Raw genomic sequence first — 16,101 nt, forward strand, 5'->3', positions numbered from 1 at the left:
GGACGGGGCCGACTCGGCCGAGGGTGACGACGACGGCCGGAAGCTGGGGAGCGGGACGCGCGCCGACCGGCTGGAGCGTCACCGGACCGGCGGGGTTCGGAACTCGCTGTGGTCGTGGCCCGACGCCAAGTCGCCGCTCGTCGTCGTGCGCAACTACCTCGTGATCGTCCTCGCGCGGGTCTGTCCGAGCCTTCGGCTCAAGAACCGGCTGCTCTCGTGGATCGGCGTGACGGTCGGGGCGGGCGTCTCCTGGGGACTCGAGTCGACGCCCGACGTGTTCTGGCCCGAGCGGATCACCGTCGGCAACGACGCGATCGTCGGCTACGACGCCACGCTGTTGTGTCACGAGTTCCTCCGGGACGAGTACCGTCTCGGAGACGTGGTGATCGGAGACGGCGCGATGATCGGCGCGGGCGCGATCGTCCTTCCGGGCGTCACGGTCGGGGAGGGCGCGCGCGTCGCCGCCAACTCGCTCGTGGCCGAGGACGTCCCGCCGCGGACGACGGTGGCGGGCGTGCCCGCCGAAGTCGTTTCCAGCGCGGGCGGCGAGGACGACGCGAACGCGAAACCGGGCGGGTCGACGGCCTCCTAGGCGTCCCCGCTCCCGACGCCGTCCGCGTCGTCGGCCCCGCCGTCGGCCGGTTCGTTTCCGTCCGTTTTCTCCCCCGTCTCTCCGGCCCCGTCCTCCGCCTCGACGATGTGCGCCTCGGTGCTCACCGCGTCGAGATCGACGCCAACCTCCTCCGCGACGGCGTCCAGGACCGCCCGCTGTTCGGCCATCTCGTTTTCGAGCGCCTGGACGCGCTCCGAGGTGTCGAGCACCGTCGTCTGCGTCTCTTCGACCTCCGTCCGGAGTTCGTTGATCTTCTGGTACGTTCGCTCCGCCCTGTCGGCGAGCGTCTGGATCTTCTTCGCCGTGTCGCCGAATCCCATACCGGTGCGTCGTCCCGGCGCTACCTGTGTTTTTCCGTTCGTCGCGGAGTGGATCGGGCCGGAGGACCCCGCTGATCTCCCGGATCGACGATGGACTTTTCTCCGAACCCGGCCAGGGATCGATGTGAGCGCCGACCGGATCCTGTTGACGAACGACGACGGCATCGACGCCGTCGGTCTGAGAGCCGTCCACGACGCGCTCGACGACGAGTACGACGTGGTGACGGTGGCTCCGACCGGCGACCGCTCGTCGGTCGGTCGGGCGCTCTCGGACGGCGTGACGGTCTCGGAACACGAGCTCGGCTACGCGGTCGACGGGACGCCCGTCGACTGCGTCGTCGCGGGGCTGGACGAACTCGTCCCCGACGCGGACTGCGTCGTCGCCGGCTGTAACGAGGGCGCGAACCTCGGGTCGTACGTCCTCGGTCGCTCGGGCACCGTCTCGGCCGCGGTGGAGGCCGCGTTCTTCGGCGTCCCGGCGGTGGCGACGTCGATGTACGTTCCGGGCGACGAGGACTGGTGGCGGCGCGAGCTGGAGGCGGGAGAGTTCGATCACGCCGCCCGCGCCACGCGGTACCTCCTCGACAACGCGTTCGACGCCGGCGTGTTCGAGGAGGTCGACTACCTGAACGTGAACGCGCCGATCGCGGAGGGCGATCCGGCACCGATGCGGATCACGCGTCCGTCCGACTGGTACGGTATGACCGCCGAACACGACGGAAACGGCGAGGTCACCTTCGACGACCCGATCTGGGGACGGATGACCGAGACGGACGTGCCGGACTCCGTCGGCACCGACCGCCGGGCCGTGGTCGACGGGGAGGTGTCGGTCTCGCCGCTCACCGTTCCGCACGGCGTCGCGGCGAACGGCGCGCTCGACGGGCTCGCCGAGCGGTACGGCGGTCGCGACTCGAGGGACTGATCGGGGCGCTCGTCACTCGCCGCCGTCGCTGACCGTCACCTGCGCCTCGCTAATGACGCGGTCGCCCATCTCGTAGCCGGGCTCGTACACCTCGTGGACGGTGCCGTCGGGTTGGTCGCTGTCGACGCGGAGCATGACCTGGTGACGCGCCGGGTCGACCTCCTCGCCGGGCTCCGGCTCGATCGGTTCGACGCCCTCGTCGGCGAGCACCTCGTCGAACTTCTCGAGGGTCGACTCAACGCCCGGGCGGATGTCGCTGCCGTCCTCTTGGTCGAGCGCCCGGACGAGGTCGTTTCTGACCGGCGCGATCCGCTCGACGAGCGACTCGGAGGCCCGCTCGCGGATCTCCTCGCGCTTGCGTTTGGCCCGCTGTTTGTAGTTGCTGAAGTCGGCGCGGACGCGCGCGAGCTTGCTCGTCAGCTCGTCGATCTCCTCGCGTTTCTCGTCGAGTTCGGACTCCAGATCGGCCACCTCCTCGGCGAGCGCCTCGTCGTGTTCGGCGACGCGGTCGGCGAGGGTTGGCTCGTCCGCGTCGCTCCCGTCCGTGGCGTCGGCGGCCGTCGCGTCGGCGGTCTCGGCCGCATCGGCGGTCTCGGCCGTGTCGGCCGCATCGGCCGCATCGGCCGCGTCGCCGGCGTCCTCGGCTGTCGCGTCGGGTTCCCTCTGTGATCCGACCTCGACGGCGTCGTCGTCGCTCATGTCCGATCGGAGGCCGTGGGCGTGTATAAGCGTTGTAGAACGCGGTCGATCGAGGGGTTCGGCCGGCACGCGAGTTCTTCGGTTCGACCGACCGCGACCTGCCGGGTTACTTATTCCGGCGTGGCCTACGGTCGGTGATGACCGCACCGAACCGGAACACGCTGTGGGCGCGGGCGATGATCGACGAACTCGTCGCCGCGGGCGTGGACGCCGTCGTCGTCTCGCCCGGCAGCCGCTCGACGCCGCTGACGGTCGCCGCCGCGCGCCACGAGGATCTCCACCTGTTCTCACAGCTCGACGAGCGCTCCGCCGCCTACTTTGCTCTGGGCCGCGCGCGCCGGACGGGCCGCGTGACACCGCTCGTCTGTACCTCCGGCACCGCCGCCGCCAACTACCACCCCGCGGTGATGGAGGCGGACAACGCCCGGGTGCCGCTTTTAGCGCTCACCGCCGACCGGCCGCCGGAACTCCGCGACTCCGGGGCCAACCAGACCGCCGACCAGGAGAAGCTGTACGGCGACGCGGTCCGCCTCTACAAGGACCTCCCCGAGCCGGCGGCGAACGCCCGCGCGCTCCGCTCGCTCCGGACCACGGTCGCCCGCGCGGTGGCGGCCGCGGAGGGCGCGGACGCCGGCCCCGTCCACCTGAACGTCCCGTTCGCGAAGCCGCTCGAACCCACGCCGGTCGAGGGCGATGTCCCCGACGACCTCGACCCGGTCGCGGAGGCGGGTCGCGAGGGGCCGTACGTCGACGTGACCCCGGGGTCGCCGGAGCCGGAGGAGACGGCGCTCCGGGCGCTCGCCGAGGCGTGTTCCACGCACCGCGGGCTGATCGTGGCCGGACCCGCCGACCCGCCGGGGCTCGATCCGGAGGCGGTCACGGCGCTGTCCCACGCCACGGGGTACCCGATCCTCGCCGACCCGCTCTCGGGACTCCGGTTCGGCGGACACACGCGGGTCGCGCCGGTGATCGGGGCCTACGACGCGTACCTCTCGGCGGCGGTCGCGGGCGACGACGACTGGACCGACCCTGAGGTCGTGGTCCGGCTCGGCGCGTCCCCTACGTCGAAGCGGCTCCGGAAGTACCTCGCCGACACCGGCGCGGACCAGTACGCGGTCGACCCCGCGGGACGGTGGCGCGAGGCCGAGTTCGCGGCGACCGACCTCGTCGTCGCCGAGCCGAACCGCCTCTGTGCCCGCCTCTCGCGGCTCGTCGCCGGCGGCGGGGATCCGGACTGGCGCGAGCGGTGGGAGGCGGCGGACCGGGTCGCCCGCGAGTTCCACCGGGGGAATTTCGACGCCGACGGCGACGACCCGGAGGCCCCTGGCGGGTTCCACGAGGGCGACGTGCTCCGCGTCGTCGCCGAGGAGGTCCCGGATCCGTCGACGCTGTTCGTCTCCAACTCGATGCCGGTCCGCGACCTCGACCGGTTCGTCCCGCCGTCGACGACGAACCTCACGGTCCTCGGCAACCGCGGCGTCTCCGGGATCGACGGGATCGTCTCGAGCGCGCTCGGCGCGGGCTCCGCGACGACCGACGACCTCACGCTCGTCGTCGGCGACCTCGCGCTGTATCACGACACGAACGGCCTGCTCGCGATCGACCGGTGCGACGTCGAGGTCACGGTCGTGCTCGTCAACAACGACGGCGGCGGGATCTTCCACGCGCTCCCGATCGAGTCGTTCGACCCGCCCTTCACGTCCGAGTTCAAGACGCCACACGGGATCGAGTTCGAGCCGATGGCCGACCTCCACGGGCTCGAGTACGCCCGGATCGACGCCTGGCCCGGATCGGGTGAGGGATCGGGCGACGGGTCCGAATCGGCGACGACTGACCCGACCGGCGCACTCGCCAAAGCGTACCGCCGCGCGCGCGACGCGGACGGCTCCCACCTGATCGAGGTGCGGACCGACGCCGAGTCGAGCCACCGGACGCGCGAGCGGCTGGCGGCGGCCGTCGAGCGCGCGGTTCACGGCGAGTGAACTGGATGCGAATGATCCGAGGAGATCCAGCGAGTGTGGGTTCTCTGGACCGCTGACGACGGCAGAACCCGCTCAGACGGATATATACCCGATCGTACGTGTCGCTACGTCCTCGATGCGTTCATCGGTGAGAGAAGTCATGCGGAATTCCACCTCGGTAGCGCTGTTGAGGGTCGCGAGCGACCACGGAAGGACGTGACTTCGCCTCCCGAGCGGATCGCCCTCGTAGTCGTCGTCTCGAAGCGTGAGTGACTCGTCGTGGTAGGACTTCGTCGATATCAGGACCGTGACGAGCTGTAGACCGTGGCTAGGGAGTCGAGGCGCTCCCAAAACGAGCATCGGGCGACCCTTATCGGAAAGCGGATCGATCCCTCAGACGATGTCGCCGCGTTCCAGTTGGTCAAACGTGGTCACCGCACCTTCTCCATGTCGTCGGTCCGAAGCTCCTCGAGACGTTCCTCACTGTATTGTTCGTCCGCAGTCTCGTGGTGGCGATGAAGCCGGTACGCGGCTCGAAGCCGATCCTCGTCGTCCGTGATCGCCCAATACGGACGCTTGTGTCGCACCAGCTCCCGTTCCTTCAGCCGCGAGAGGATCGCGCTGACCGCGTCGGTGTCCAATCCAAGCCGTTCGGCTATCGTCGCCGCCTTCCACGCGCGGTCGTCGTTCTCGTCGAGGAACGACACGATCCGCTCGGTGTCGTTCCGCTCCTCGAACTCGTCGTCGTCCGCGTCCTCGAACTCGTCGATGTCGATGGTACCGCTCGACATGAACGGGTGTTGGTACCGTTGAAGAATAGTTGTTTGGGACGTTTGTTAGTTGGTCGAGAGCGAGTTTCGTCCCATCGGTGCGAACGTTATTAGTCGCCGACTCCCCTATCTCGACCGTGCAAGTCGTCGGGTACGAGGCGGACGAAGTCGGTGACGAGGGGAAGTCCGGAAGCGGCGCGGCCGGCGGCGGGCTCTACGTCGCCGACGGCGACGACGTGGAGTTCGTCGAGGCGGCCCCCGGCACGGACCTCTCCTTCGGACTCGGCGACCGTCGGTGTGCCGGGACGGTCCACGACGGGGGTCACGTCCCCTGCGACGCCGACGCGGCCCCCTACTGTGACGCACACTCGAGCGTCTGGGTGTGCGCGCGGTGTACCGGGACGTGTCTCAAGGACGAGATGGACTGCCACGAGGAGCACGCCATGTACCTCGCGGCGTTCGCGCCCGACACGTTCAAGGTGGGCGTCACCCGGCTGTGGCGGCTCGAGACGCGCCTCCGCGAGCAGGGGGCCGACCGGGCGGCCCACGTCCGGACGTTCCCCGACGGCCGGGTCGCCCGCGAGGTCGAGGCCGAGCTCGCAAGCGGACCGGACCTGGTCGATCGCGTCCGGGTGCCGACGAAGCTCGACGGCTTCGGCCGGGACGTCGACGCCGCGGCGTGGGAGGCCTTGGTCGAGCGGTTCGACCCGATCGATCGGTTCGACTTCGAGTACGGGCTCGACCTCGCGGACCGACCGGTCGCGGAGACGATGGCGGCGGGGACGGTCCGCGGCTGGAAGGGGCGGGTGCTGGTGCTCGACCGAAACGGGTCGACGTACGCGGTCGACGCCCGGTCGCTGGTGGGATACGAGTTGACCGAGGAGGTACCCGATCGCGACCTCCAGTCGAGTCTGGGCGCGTTCGGCGGATGACTCGAGGCCGGCGAGTTCGGACGCGCTCATTGCCGGAGATAGACAATATATTTCAGTCATAGAAAGACATATTTGCTCGAACGTCGTTTGGACGGACGTGATGGACGACCCTCGTCGCGACGGTCCGCCTCCGTTCGATAAACCGTTCGAGGGCGAGGACACGAAACAGCGCGTGTACGGAGCGGTACTTCACGCGCGCGAGCCGATGACGGCCGCCGAGATCGCCGACCGGGCGGACTGTTCGGCGGAGTCGGCGCGGACGCATCTCTCCTTTTATGCCGACCTCGGCATCGTCGTCCGCCACGAGGGTCGGCCGGTCCGGTACGAACGCAACGACGACTACTTCGAGTGGCGACGGGTGAACACGCTGGCGCGGGAACGCACCCTCGACGAGCTACAGTCCGGCGTCTCGGAGTTGACGGACCGGATCGAGGCGTTTCGCGACGAATACGACGCTGATTCGCCCGCCGCCGTCGACGTCCTCGCGTTCGACGCGGGACGGATCGACGACGTGTACGCGGACCTCGGCGAGTGGGCCACCGCCATCGAGGAGCGTCGCCTCCACGAACGCGCCCGGCGAAAGGTCGCCGGCTCGACGGCTCCGTCACACGGCTAACGATGGTGCCGGCCGACGACGGGGCGAGCCCCGCACCGATAGACCGATCCGTCTTGGCACGGATCCGATCCCGGTTTTCCGGGAGTCGGCTGACCGAATCCGCGGAGATCGTGGAGGACGGAAACAGCCATCTCCGGATCGACCTCTCCGACGAGTACTACCCGAGCGACGCCTCGGCTCGCATCGAGATCCGCTGGTATCGCAACGACGACTTCTCCGTTCACTACCGGGAGGACCGACGAGACGGGACGTGGGAGTGTCGGTGGGACCGCCACCCGAACGTACACAACACGCGGAGCCACTACCATCCGCCCCCGGACGCGGCGACGCCCGAGGCGCGGGACGCGCAGTGGCCGGACGACCATCGAGACGTGTGTCGTCTCGTCGCGGATCGCCTCGAGGAACGTATCGAGACGCTGTGGGAACGACGATAATGGACACGGGCTCCCTACACCCGGCAGGGCGGCCGGAGCGGTCCCCTCGGACTTCTGTCCCGCACGACTCCGCCCCGCACCTCACACCTCCCCAGCCTCGCTGCTCGCGGCTCGCGGCTTCGCCGCTCGCTTATCGAGGTACTCACCTCGTTCGTACCTCGCCACGCTCGCCGCGTCCAGCGAGAATCGAAGATTCTCTGGCAGCCGGCGGCTCCGCCGCCGGCGACCTCGTGGGTTGCTCGCGCCCTGCCGGGCGCTCTCAGGCGCAGGGCGAGAGCGAAGCTCTCGCTTGAAGCCGGCGCAAAGCGCCGGCGACGCCACCGGGTTCGCTTTATGAACGATCGTCGTCGTCGCCTCGCTCCGAGACGCTCACTGCCCGATCCCGTTCGCGGAGATGATCCGCCGGACGCCGAGATACGCCACGGCCGCGAGCGTGGCGTAGACGGCGACGGTCAGCGTCGTCGCCGGGTCGGCGCTGTCGATGGCGAGTCGCGCGACCGCGTTCGTCGGGCCGCCCGCCATCGCGGTCGCGCCGCCGAAGAGGACGAGCACGGCGACCGAGTAGAGGAACTGGGCGGCCCGGCGGTCGGGCGCGGCCGCGGCGATCCCCGCGGCGACCCCGACGACCAGCGTCGTCAGCGCGGTCATGAGGAGGAGGATCGTCGGGACGTTGGCGACCGACGTCCCGTTGAGTTCGAGGAGCAGGAGCCACAGCAGGGCCTGTCCGGGCGCGATCGCGACCGCCGCGAGCGCCTTCCCGTCGACGATCTCGCCGATCGTCACGGGCGCGACCCGCAGCAGCTCGAGCGTCCCGCGATCCAACTCCTCCGTGATCGAGTCGACGACGAGCGACCCCGAGATGAACACGGGAAGGAACACCAACACCGGGATCAACACGGTGTAGGTGAACGTGAAGTACGGGCTGGAGCCGGTCGATTCGGGGACGGGGAGCGGCGGCCGGGTCAGCGACTCCGCCCGCTCGACGCGCTCGATCCGCTCGTAGGTGCGCAACAGGTCCCGCAGCTGGACGACGATCACCGTGGTCTCGACGGTGGCGTCGGGCGCGGTCACCGCGACCGATATCCGCCCCGAGTCCTCCCGCGTCGCTATCGCCACCGCGTCGACGGCGTTTCCGTCGAAGGCGTTCCGGGCGGCGGCGGCGTCCTCGTAGGGCGTCACCGACGCGCCGGGCACCTCCGCGGCGGCGCGTTCGAGGTCCGCGATCGCGTCGCCGGCGGCCGCGACCTCGACCTCCGCGCCGTCGAGCGCGCCGGGGTCGTACATCGAGACGAGCCCGACGACGAGGAACGACGAGAACGCGGCGATGAACAGCTGGATCGCGATCGCGAGCAGGATCGTCTTCTCCGCGCGGAGCCCGGCGATCTCGCGTCTCGCGACCGTGAGTCGGCTACCCATGGAGGCTCACCACCCCGAAGTTGTACGCGGCGTGGACCAGCGTTGCGGCCGCGAGCGCGAGGACGTACCTCGTCCGGTCCCGTCGCGCGCCGACCGCCGACAGCGACGCGGTGACGCCGTGGAGCGCGAGCGGCGCGAGGAAGAGCCCGGCGAGGAGGAGCGGCGAGAGCCCCGCCACGCCCGCGACGGAGCCGAAGGCGGCGCGGCCGACGTACAGCTCCGTGAGCCCGACCGCCTGGACCACCGCGGTCGCCTTCTCCGCGAGGAAGAAGCCGAGCCCGGAGGCGAGCCCGACCGCGAGCGCGACCCGGTCGGTCCGGGCGAAGACGCCGCGTTCGAACCCGGCGTAGAGGTGGACGCTCTTCGCGACCTCCTCGACGAACGCGATGACGACGAGCAGAACGGGGATCGAGACGGTGATCGGCAGCGCGAACAGCACCGCGACCGCGAGCAGCTCCGCGACGAAGACGAACGGGATCGTACACGCGGTGAGGAACGCGACCGCGGCGGGCCCGCGGGCCCGTCTCGGGATCCGGGCCGCGACCCCCGTCGCCGGCGACTCGCGGACGCCCTCGCCGACCGCCGAGAGCCGGACCGCGAGCGCGTCGAGGAACTTGCGGGTCACCGGCTTCTGGGTGAACAGGTCCTCCTCGCGGTAGACGCCGAGCCCGAGCCCGAAGAGCAGGGCGGCGGCGACCGCGGTCGGCCCGGTCGCGAACAGGAACTCGCCGACCGAGATCGCCTCCCCCTGGAGGTCGAAGACGACGAGCGTGAGCGGCGAGATCAGCGCGACCGGCGTGACGTTCGTGAAGATCGCGGGCACGAACGCGTAGGAGGTGAGGAGGACGCTCACCGCGACCGTGACGAAGGTGAGCTCCTTGAACGACCGCGCGAACACCGCGCCGACGAAGGTGGCGGCGAGGAACGTCGCCGCGATCGGGAGCACCGCGAGCACGGAGACCGCGCCGCCGCCGACGACGAGCGCGATCAGCGCCGTCGCGGCGACCGCGACCGCGACGTACGGCAGCGTCTTGCCCGCGACGATCTCGGCCGGCGACAGCGGCGTGACGAGCAGCGGCTCGCCCCGGCGGTTGGTCCGCTCCTCGAGCACCGACGAGCCGTACGCCTGCGCGAGGAAGTTCATCGGCACGAGGAACGCGAACGCCAACACGAGCGACGCGAACGGGAACGGCGGCGTGATCGATCCGGGCGATCCGGCGGTGGCCGCGCCGAACGCCCCGCCGCCGATCGAGGGGACGGCGAGGCCGCCGGAGCCGCCATCGTCGCCGAATGGCCACCGGCCGCCGGATTCGTCGCCGGCGTCGACTCCGCCGCCACCGCTCCCCTCTCCGCCGCCGTCTCCGCTTCCGCCGGCGTCATCGTCTCCGCCTCCACCGTCCGCGGGTTCGGCGTCGTCGCTTCCGCCCCCGACGCCGTCCGACGTTCCCCCGGCGCTCCCGTCGCCCCCCGAACCCCCGCCGACCGTTGCCCCGTCCTCGAGCGCCGAGCCGCGGTTCGCGTACCGGAGCGTGACGACGACCGGGAACGCGGCGGTCTCGTTTTCCTCCGCGGCCATCAGCCGCTCGTTGTGGGCGTCGACCGCCTCCCGGAACGACGCGGCGGCCGCCTCGCCCTTCGGCGTGTCGACCGCGCGGACGAACACGCCAGCGGGATCGCCGGACGGGTCGGTCCCGCCGCCCCGTACCTCCCGAACGGTCAGGTCGACCGTCGATCCGAGCGTCGCCCGCTCGAGCGGCACGGCGGTCAGGGCGGGTTCGGCCTCGACTGCGTCCGCGTACGGCGACGCCGGGTCGACGCCCACCCGATACACGTCCCGGTCCACGTCGAGGCCCACCGTGTCGGTGGCGAGCCCCGCGCCGACGACGCCGCCGGCGACGACGAGGAGCGCGAGCGCGGCCAGCAGGGTTCGGCGGTCGACCCCGCCGGTCGCCCGCGACGCCTCCCACCTCGCGACCCGAGCGACGCGCCGGGATCGGCGCGCGAGCCGCCGGATCCGCCGGGCCGCCCGTCGGATCACTCGCCCCCCTCGCTCGTCGCCTTCGCCCGGTCGTCGCCGGCGCGGTTGCGGTCACCGGCGCGGTTGCGGTCGCCGCCTCCGTCCTCGCCGACCTCGACGCCCCCGTCCTCGCCGTCCTCGACGCCACCCCGACGGCCCGGCATCGGTCGCCCCACGAGGTCGAGGAACACGTCCTCGAGGCTCGGCTCTCTGGTGCGGATGTCCACGACGGCCCCGCCGGCCGCCGAGACGGCCTCGCGCACCCGCTCGACCGCGTCCATCGACGGCACGACCGTGCGGTACCGGTCGCCGACTTCCTCGACGTCTCCGATCCCGTCCGCGTCGCCTTCGGTCTCCCCGGACTCCAGCCCCGGCGGCACGTCGGTGTAGACGTGGTAGGTCGTCTCGCCGTGTCGCTCGCGGATCTCCTCCACCGTGCCGCGGGCGACGATCCGCCCCTCGTTCATGATGACGACGCGGTCGCAGACGGACTCGACGTGATACAGGTTGTGCGCGGAGAAGACGACGGTCTTGCCCGCGGACCGGAGCTCGCGGGTGAACTCCAGCACCGAGTTCGTCGTCACCGGATCGAGCCCGGAGGCGGGCTCGTCGTACACCAGCACGTCGGGGTCGTTCACCAGCGACCGCGCGATGGCGACCTTCCGTTTCATCCCCTTCGAGACGTCGCCGAGCCGGCGGTCGCGGTGGTCAAGGTCCAGCCGGTCGAGCGCGCGGTCGATCCGCTCGTCGGCGACGGACCGGGGAACCTCGTAGAGGTCGGCGAAGAAGCGGAGGTACGACGTCGCCGTCATCTCCTCGTACAGCGGCGACTCCTCGGGGAGGAAGCCGAGGTGGTGCCGCATCGCCGGGTCGGTGGAGTCGTAGCCGGCGACGCGGGCCTCGCCCGAGGTGGGCTCGATCAGCCCGGCGAGGACCTTCAGCGTCGTCGTCTTGCCCGCCCCGTTCGGGCCGACGATCCCGAAGACCTCGCCCTCCTCGACGGAGAAGGTGCTGTCGACGACCGCCGCGAACCCGCCGTACGTCTTCTCGAGGGCGTCGACCGCGATCATGGGCGCGGATCCGACGGGGACCGGGTTAAACCCACGCCCGCGGGTATCAGCCGCGAGAACGTCCCGACCGCTCTCCGCCGGTTCCCGTTCTCAGTCGTCCGCCCAGGCGTCGCCGTGCGCGCGGTAGCCGTCGAACTCGCCACGGTCGATCTCCCGTTCGATCTCGCGTTTCGTCTCCCGGTCCAACCGGAGGAGGTGACAGAGCGGGTGGCCGGGGGCGGCGACCGGGTTCTCTAGAGCCCCGAGGATCAGCCCGTCGAAGGGCGCGCGGACGACGCGCTCCTCGGTCTTGAAGTGGTTCGTCACCGTACAGATCGGGTCGTCCTCGTGGACGAGCGGGTACGGCCCCCACTCCATCTCGACGAGTCCGCCGGCGTCCGCGCGGAGCCAGCGCTTGGTGGCGTCGGCGGCGGTCGACTGGTACCACCCCGGCCAGTGGACCGGTTCGTCGGGGAGGAGACCGTACTCGGCGAGCACGCTCTCGACGCCCTCCAGGGCCTTCTCGATCAGGGTGCGCTGGAAGCGGTGTGCCCGCCCCATCTCGACGGTGACCGTCGGGATCCCGTCTGCGGTCGCCACGGACCGCAGCGATCCCGCGTCGCCCTCGCCGTAGAGGACCACGTTGGTGGCGAACGCGCGGGCGAGCCGCGCCACGCCCGGGTCCTCGAGGTCGGCGCGGGCGTGGTAGATCGTCGTTCGGTTTCGCGTCGACGTGTGGAAGTCGAGCCCGAGGTCGCACGGCGAGACGAACCGGCGGTAGATCTCGTGGGCCATCCGCTCGGTCGTGTTCGCGCCCTCCCGACCGGGAAACGACCGGTTCATGTCCTGGTCGTAGATCGGCGTGTACCGCTGTTGGGCCTCGAAGGCGGGGACGTTACACGCGTGGAGACAGACGAGCGTTCCGTGGATCTCGCGCGGCTCGTATCGGTCGGCTATCTCCTGGACGACCTTGACGCCGTTGAGTTCGTCGCCGTGGATCCCGGCGCTGAAGAAGACGGTCGGACCGCCGCCCTCCCCGTTGATCACGGTGACGGGGATCCGGATCGGATCGCCCAGGTAGGTCTCGCCGACCTCGTAGCGGACGTGTCGCTTCTCGCCCGGATCGACCTCGGCGTCGTAGCGGAACGGTTCCGGATCGGCACGCGAGTCGTTCATGGGAGCGAGTCGCGGGGAGGGGGGAAAACTGCTGGGTCGAGGCCGGCGCGGCGGTAGCCTTACGGCGTCACTTCGATAACGGGGTCCGTATGAACGAGGGGTCGGAGAGGGACGAGGGGACCGAGTCGGCGGCGGACCCCGTGGCGGAGTCCGGGGTCGAATCGAGTCCCGACCGCGGATCCGGTCCGGAGATCGACCCCGCGGTCGCCGCGACGGCTCGCGAGGAGCTGCGGACGACGTTCACCTACCAGGTCGAACGCCTCCGGGAGATCGACACCAAGGCCATCGAGATCCTCAAGGCCAACCTCGTGCTCATCGGGATCGTCGTCACCGGCGGGTCGATCGTGGTCCAGACCGAGTTCGACCTCGGCGGGTTCCTCAACCCCTTCACGCTGGCCGGCGGCGTGCTGCTTCTCGTTTCCACAGGACTGGCCGCGGTCACCTACACGGCCTCCGACCTCCGCGGCGGGTTGAGCATCGCCGACGTCGACGCGGTGATCGCGGCCGAGCACCGACGGACGCGATCCGAGGAGTCGGGCGGCGACGGGGTGAGGGACCGACCGCCCGGGTTCGACGAGCGACTGCTCCGCAGCTACGCCGAGTGGATCGACTACAACGCCCGCGTCACCGCGGTCAACGACCTGCTCGCGACGGTGACGGTGCTTCTCGTCTTCCTCGCGTTCGTCTACGTCGTCGCCGGCGTCGCGGTCGGCGCGGCCGGGCTCTCCCCGGCGGAGTCGTGGCTCTCGTTCGCCGTGTTGACGGTCTTGGGCGGCGGCTTCACCTGGATCGCCGCGCACATGGACCACCTCGGCCCGGAGACGAGACACGCGGCGGCGTCGTTCGACGGCGTCCAACTCTCGAAGGGGGCCGACAGAACCGAGGCGTGGTCCTCGCTTCTGGCGATGCTCGGGAGGGAACCGCCCGAAGCGTCGCTGGAGGAGCCGTTCGAGCCGAGCGAGAAGACGGGGGACGCGGAGGGAGACGGCGGCCCGGATCGCGGCGACGAGTGACTACTCCTCTTCTTCCTCTTCGACCGGGACTCGCCCTCGCTCCCAGACGGCTCCGGCCGAGGTGTCGTTCGGAGCGGTGTGTGAGACGTCCTTCATCGTGTCGCGGTCGGCGTCGGTCATGGTGGCGGCAGTAGCGCGGATCCGAGTATTAACGCTTCGTGGAAAGAGATAACGAGTCCTTATATTGTATAAGGTCTGGAGGTCTATCCGGAGTAGCCTCGATCGAACGGGTCGATCACTTCGGAACCGGGTTCGTCCTCGTCGCGGGTGAAACCGGGGCCGCCGGTCGCCAGTTCGAAGACGAGCCCGTCGGGGTCGCTGAAGTAGATGCTCTTGAAGTAGGTGCGGTCCTTCACCTCCGAGACGTTGACGCCCTGCTCGCGCAGGTGCGACTGCCACTCGCGGAGCGTCTCCTCGTCGTCGACGCCGAACGCGAAGTGGTGGCTCGCGCCGGGCCCGGGGTTCCCGCGCGAATCGGGATACTCGAAGTACGTGACGTTGGTTCCGGGTTCGCCCTCCGGCGTCGGCGAGAAGTAGTAGTGGGGCGTTCCGGGGTCGTCGTAGTTCTGGGTTCGCTTGACCGTGTGCCAGCCGAGGACGTCCTCGTAGAACGCGGCGGTCTCGTCCATGTCCGTACAGATGTTCGTCACGTGATGCAACCCGGTGGTCGGTGGCGCGTCACCCATACCCACACGTGAACGTCCACCGTGAAAGGCGTTGGCTGGAGGAGTCGGTTCGCGAACGATGGTCCGGGCGAGCGACCGAAAGCGCGTCGAGCGGACCTAGAAGAGACCGATCCCGACCGCGTACGGCCACGCGGAGCCGCCGACCGCGAGCAGCGCGAGCGCCGCGCCGGCGCCGTAGAGGTTCTTGAGGAAACTCGTCATCTCGCTCTGCTTCTCCTCGGGGTCGTCCACGGACCAGAAGTCGTGCATCGTCACGGCGGAGACGAGCAGGAAGACGGCGAGTCCGCCGGCCGCGACGACGGGATACGCCCCGGCCGCGACCCCGAGCCCGCCGAGCACCAACAGCGTCCCGGAGGCGATCACCGAGAAGCGCGGGGCCGGCAGGCCCTTGAACTCCGCGTAGCCGGCCATCGTGTCGACGTCCATGAAGTGGTTGAGACCCATGAACGCGAGGGTCGCACCGAACAGCAGGCGACCGAGCAGGAACAGTTCGCCGGCGAACGGCGTGTCGAGCTGGAGCGGTAGCGTCGTGATTTCAGCTATCATCGTGTAACTACGTGTACGAACGCAACCTATATATCGCTTCCCGGACAAAAGGGTTAGTAGGTAACACCCATGTCATCACAGGATCTCACGGGCGCGGACTCGACGGCGGAGAGCACGACGACGGAGAGCGCGGCGACCGGCGAGTCCGCGCCCGGCGAGGACACGACCGACGAGGCGGCGGCGACGACGGTCGACACGCCCTGTCCGATCGTCGACTCGATCGAGCAGATCGGCTCGCAGTGGCGGCTCGTCGTCCTCTACGAGCTCCAGAACGGCGAGCGGCGGTTCAACGAGCTCAAACGCGAAACCGACGCGAACGCCCGCACCCTCTCGCGCGTGCTCGACGACCTCCAGGAGTCCGGGTTCGTCGACCGCCGGATGGAGGAGGACGCCCCCGTCGCGACCTACTACAGCCTCACCGAGAAGGGCGAGTCGCTCGCACCCGTCTTCGCGGAGATCGACGAGTGGGCCCACGAGTGGCTCGCCGAGTGTAACGCCTAGCCCGCCGAACGAGTCGCCCGCGAGATCCTCCGTACGTCCCGTATCGGTCGATCTCCGGACGATCTCGTCGGGCCGCCGCTCCTTATATTCCTATTAACTCCTCCAGCGTCACCCGGGTGACTATACGAAGTCTTGAAGTAGGGTTTCCAATTATGTAGGAGCAAGATGGCGAAGTCAAACAAGTTCACCGTCGTTTCCGAACAGAACGATCACGATCACGCCGCAGTACGTGCGCATCCGCGCAACGAGACGTACCACATCGTCGACTACGCCGACGGGACCGCCCGCGACCGCGTCGCCGACCTCCCGGCCGGCTCCGTCGTCCAGATGGAGCTCTCCCGTGCGGGTCGCCGGAGCAACGTCTGGCGCGCCGAGTCGGTCCGGGTCGCGGAGACCGACGGCGGCGTCGAACTCGAAGGATAGAAGAGCC

At 69.9% G+C, this 16,101-nt stretch carries 19 protein-coding genes; 9 read left to right on the forward strand and 10 right to left on the reverse strand.

The window, feature by feature from the left end; all coding sequences use genetic code 11:
* Positions 1-43: 43 nt before the first annotated feature.
* The gene (locus AXA68_RS11155; RefSeq protein ID WP_066418561.1) at positions 44-592 is read left to right on the forward strand and encodes an acyltransferase; all 549 of its coding nucleotides are present in this window, start codon (positions 44-46) and stop codon (positions 590-592) included.
* Here AXA68_RS11155 and AXA68_RS11160 read toward each other — a convergent pair.
* A complete protein-coding gene (locus AXA68_RS11160; RefSeq protein WP_066416693.1) occupies positions 589-933 on the reverse strand; it encodes a DUF5798 family protein in 345 nt (114 codons plus the stop codon). The genes AXA68_RS11155 and AXA68_RS11160 overlap by 4 nt on opposite strands.
* A 124-nt stretch (positions 934-1,057) precedes the next feature.
* Here AXA68_RS11160 and surE point away from each other — a divergent pair, with 124 nt between their 5' ends.
* Entirely contained in the window at positions 1,058-1,855 is a 798-nt protein-coding gene (gene surE, locus AXA68_RS11165; RefSeq protein ID WP_066416696.1) for a 5'/3'-nucleotidase SurE, read from the forward strand.
* A 12-nt stretch (positions 1,856-1,867) separates the two neighbouring features.
* On the opposite strand, the gene AXA68_RS11170 is transcribed toward surE, so the two are convergent.
* The gene (locus AXA68_RS11170) at positions 1,868-2,554 is read right to left on the reverse strand and encodes a nucleotide exchange factor GrpE (protein ID WP_066416698.1); all 687 of its coding nucleotides are present in this window, start codon (positions 2,552-2,554) and stop codon (positions 1,868-1,870) included.
* A 137-nt stretch (positions 2,555-2,691) separates the two neighbouring features.
* Between AXA68_RS11170 and menD the strand changes: the two genes are divergently transcribed.
* Positions 2,692-4,536 (forward strand): 2-succinyl-5-enolpyruvyl-6-hydroxy-3-cyclohexene-1-carboxylic-acid synthase, encoded by a 1,845-nt coding sequence (gene menD / locus AXA68_RS11175; RefSeq protein WP_066416700.1) that lies wholly within the window; start codon positions 2,692-2,694, stop codon positions 4,534-4,536.
* Between the two features lie 72 nt (positions 4,537-4,608).
* Here menD and AXA68_RS17595 read toward each other — a convergent pair whose 3' ends face one another.
* Together AXA68_RS17595 and AXA68_RS11185 are read right to left on the reverse strand one after the other, a co-directional pair.
* Positions 4,609-4,905 carry a hypothetical protein gene (locus AXA68_RS17595; protein WP_394326472.1) on the reverse strand — a complete coding sequence of 99 codons (297 nt, stop codon included), beginning with the start codon at positions 4,903-4,905 and terminating at the stop codon, positions 4,609-4,611.
* Positions 4,906-4,946: 41 nt separating this feature from the next.
* Positions 4,947-5,306, reverse strand: a complete 360-nt coding sequence (locus AXA68_RS11185; protein WP_066416703.1) for a MarR family transcriptional regulator — start codon at positions 5,304-5,306, stop codon at positions 4,947-4,949.
* 116 nt (positions 5,307-5,422) lie between these two features.
* Between AXA68_RS11185 and AXA68_RS11190 the strand changes: the two genes are divergently transcribed.
* The 3 genes from AXA68_RS11190 to AXA68_RS11200 all read left to right on the forward strand — a co-directional run bounded on the left by AXA68_RS11190 (position 5,423) and on the right by AXA68_RS11200 (position 7,267).
* The gene (locus AXA68_RS11190) at positions 5,423-6,217 is read left to right on the forward strand and encodes a DUF2797 domain-containing protein (protein ID WP_080505239.1); all 795 of its coding nucleotides are present in this window, start codon (positions 5,423-5,425) and stop codon (positions 6,215-6,217) included.
* Between the two features lie 97 nt (positions 6,218-6,314).
* Positions 6,315-6,833, forward strand: coding sequence for a DUF7342 family protein (locus AXA68_RS11195; protein WP_066416706.1), 519 nt, complete (start codon positions 6,315-6,317; stop codon positions 6,831-6,833).
* 89 nt (positions 6,834-6,922) lie between these two features.
* Positions 6,923-7,267, forward strand: coding sequence for a hypothetical protein (locus AXA68_RS11200; RefSeq protein WP_198530083.1), 345 nt, complete (start codon positions 6,923-6,925; stop codon positions 7,265-7,267).
* Positions 7,268-7,636: 369 nt separating this feature from the next.
* On the opposite strand, the gene AXA68_RS11205 is transcribed toward AXA68_RS11200, so the two are convergent.
* From AXA68_RS11205 to AXA68_RS11220, 4 genes are all read right to left on the reverse strand, one after another.
* A complete protein-coding gene (locus AXA68_RS11205; RefSeq protein ID WP_066416712.1) occupies positions 7,637-8,683 on the reverse strand; it encodes an ABC transporter permease in 1,047 nt (348 codons plus the stop codon).
* Positions 8,676-10,721 carry an ABC transporter permease subunit gene (locus AXA68_RS11210; RefSeq protein WP_066416715.1) on the reverse strand — a complete coding sequence of 682 codons (2,046 nt, stop codon included), beginning with the start codon at positions 10,719-10,721 and terminating at the stop codon, positions 8,676-8,678. The genes AXA68_RS11205 and AXA68_RS11210 overlap by 8 nt, the downstream gene beginning before the upstream one ends.
* A complete protein-coding gene (locus AXA68_RS11215) occupies positions 10,718-11,770 on the reverse strand; it encodes an ABC transporter ATP-binding protein (protein WP_066416718.1) in 1,053 nt (350 codons plus the stop codon). The genes AXA68_RS11210 and AXA68_RS11215 overlap by 4 nt, the downstream gene beginning before the upstream one ends.
* Positions 11,771-11,860: 90 nt before the next feature.
* Positions 11,861-12,925: a succinylglutamate desuccinylase/aspartoacylase family protein gene (locus AXA68_RS11220; protein ID WP_066416720.1), complete on the reverse strand. Its 1,065-nt coding sequence runs from the start codon at positions 12,923-12,925 to the stop codon at positions 11,861-11,863.
* Positions 12,926-13,014: 89 nt separating this feature from the next.
* Between AXA68_RS11220 and AXA68_RS11225 the strand changes: the two genes are divergently transcribed.
* On the forward strand, positions 13,015-13,938 hold the full coding sequence (locus AXA68_RS11225) for a hypothetical protein (protein ID WP_232745108.1): 924 nt from the start codon (positions 13,015-13,017) through the stop codon (positions 13,936-13,938).
* Between the two features lie 203 nt (positions 13,939-14,141).
* On the opposite strand, the gene AXA68_RS11230 is transcribed toward AXA68_RS11225, so the two are convergent.
* Both AXA68_RS11230 and AXA68_RS11235 read right to left on the reverse strand, forming a co-directional pair.
* Positions 14,142-14,624 carry a VOC family protein gene (locus AXA68_RS11230; protein ID WP_066416723.1) on the reverse strand — a complete coding sequence of 161 codons (483 nt, stop codon included), beginning with the start codon at positions 14,622-14,624 and terminating at the stop codon, positions 14,142-14,144.
* A 96-nt stretch (positions 14,625-14,720) separates the two neighbouring features.
* Positions 14,721-15,170: a DoxX family membrane protein gene (locus AXA68_RS11235; RefSeq protein ID WP_066416726.1), complete on the reverse strand. Its 450-nt coding sequence runs from the start codon at positions 15,168-15,170 to the stop codon at positions 14,721-14,723.
* Positions 15,171-15,239: 69 nt separating this feature from the next.
* On the opposite strand from AXA68_RS11235, the gene AXA68_RS11240 reads away from it, so the two are divergent.
* Positions 15,240-15,671, forward strand: a complete 432-nt coding sequence (locus AXA68_RS11240; protein WP_066416730.1) for a winged helix-turn-helix transcriptional regulator — start codon at positions 15,240-15,242, stop codon at positions 15,669-15,671.
* A 165-nt stretch (positions 15,672-15,836) separates the two neighbouring features.
* Positions 15,837-16,094 carry a hypothetical protein gene (locus tag AXA68_RS11245; protein ID WP_066416732.1) on the forward strand — a complete coding sequence of 86 codons (258 nt, stop codon included), beginning with the start codon at positions 15,837-15,839 and terminating at the stop codon, positions 16,092-16,094.
* The last annotated feature ends 7 nt before the right edge of the window (positions 16,095-16,101 follow it).

The organism is Halorubrum aethiopicum, assembly GCF_001542905.1.
Classification (GTDB): domain Archaea; phylum Halobacteriota; class Halobacteria; order Halobacteriales; family Haloferacaceae; genus Halorubrum; species Halorubrum aethiopicum.

Excerpts from the sequence above, each read along its gene's own strand:
- AXA68_RS11160 (WP_066416693.1), bottom strand. The coding sequence starts at position 933 with ATGGGATTCGGCGACACGGCGAAGAAGATCCAGACGCTCGCCGACAGG.
- AXA68_RS11170 (WP_066416698.1), bottom strand. The coding sequence starts at position 2,554 with ATGAGCGACGACGACGCCGTCGAGGTCGGATCACAGAGGGAACCCGAC.
- menD (WP_066416700.1), top strand. The coding sequence starts at position 2,692 with ATGACCGCACCGAACCGGAACACGCTGTGGGCGCGGGCGATGATCGAC.
- AXA68_RS11185 (WP_066416703.1), bottom strand. The coding sequence starts at position 5,306 with ATGTCGAGCGGTACCATCGACATCGACGAGTTCGAGGACGCGGACGAC.
- AXA68_RS11205 (WP_066416712.1), bottom strand. The coding sequence starts at position 8,683 with ATGGGTAGCCGACTCACGGTCGCGAGACGCGAGATCGCCGGGCTCCGC.
- AXA68_RS11215 (WP_066416718.1), bottom strand. The coding sequence starts at position 11,770 with ATGATCGCGGTCGACGCCCTCGAGAAGACGTACGGCGGGTTCGCGGCG.
- AXA68_RS11220 (WP_066416720.1), bottom strand. The coding sequence starts at position 12,925 with ATGAACGACTCGCGTGCCGATCCGGAACCGTTCCGCTACGACGCCGAG.
- AXA68_RS11225 (WP_232745108.1), top strand. The coding sequence starts at position 13,015 with ATGAACGAGGGGTCGGAGAGGGACGAGGGGACCGAGTCGGCGGCGGAC.
- AXA68_RS11230 (WP_066416723.1), bottom strand. The coding sequence starts at position 14,624 with ATGGGTGACGCGCCACCGACCACCGGGTTGCATCACGTGACGAACATC.
- AXA68_RS11235 (WP_066416726.1), bottom strand. The coding sequence starts at position 15,170 with ATGATAGCTGAAATCACGACGCTACCGCTCCAGCTCGACACGCCGTTC.
- AXA68_RS11240 (WP_066416730.1), top strand. The coding sequence starts at position 15,240 with ATGTCATCACAGGATCTCACGGGCGCGGACTCGACGGCGGAGAGCACG.
- AXA68_RS11245 (WP_066416732.1), top strand. The coding sequence starts at position 15,837 with ATGGCGAAGTCAAACAAGTTCACCGTCGTTTCCGAACAGAACGATCAC.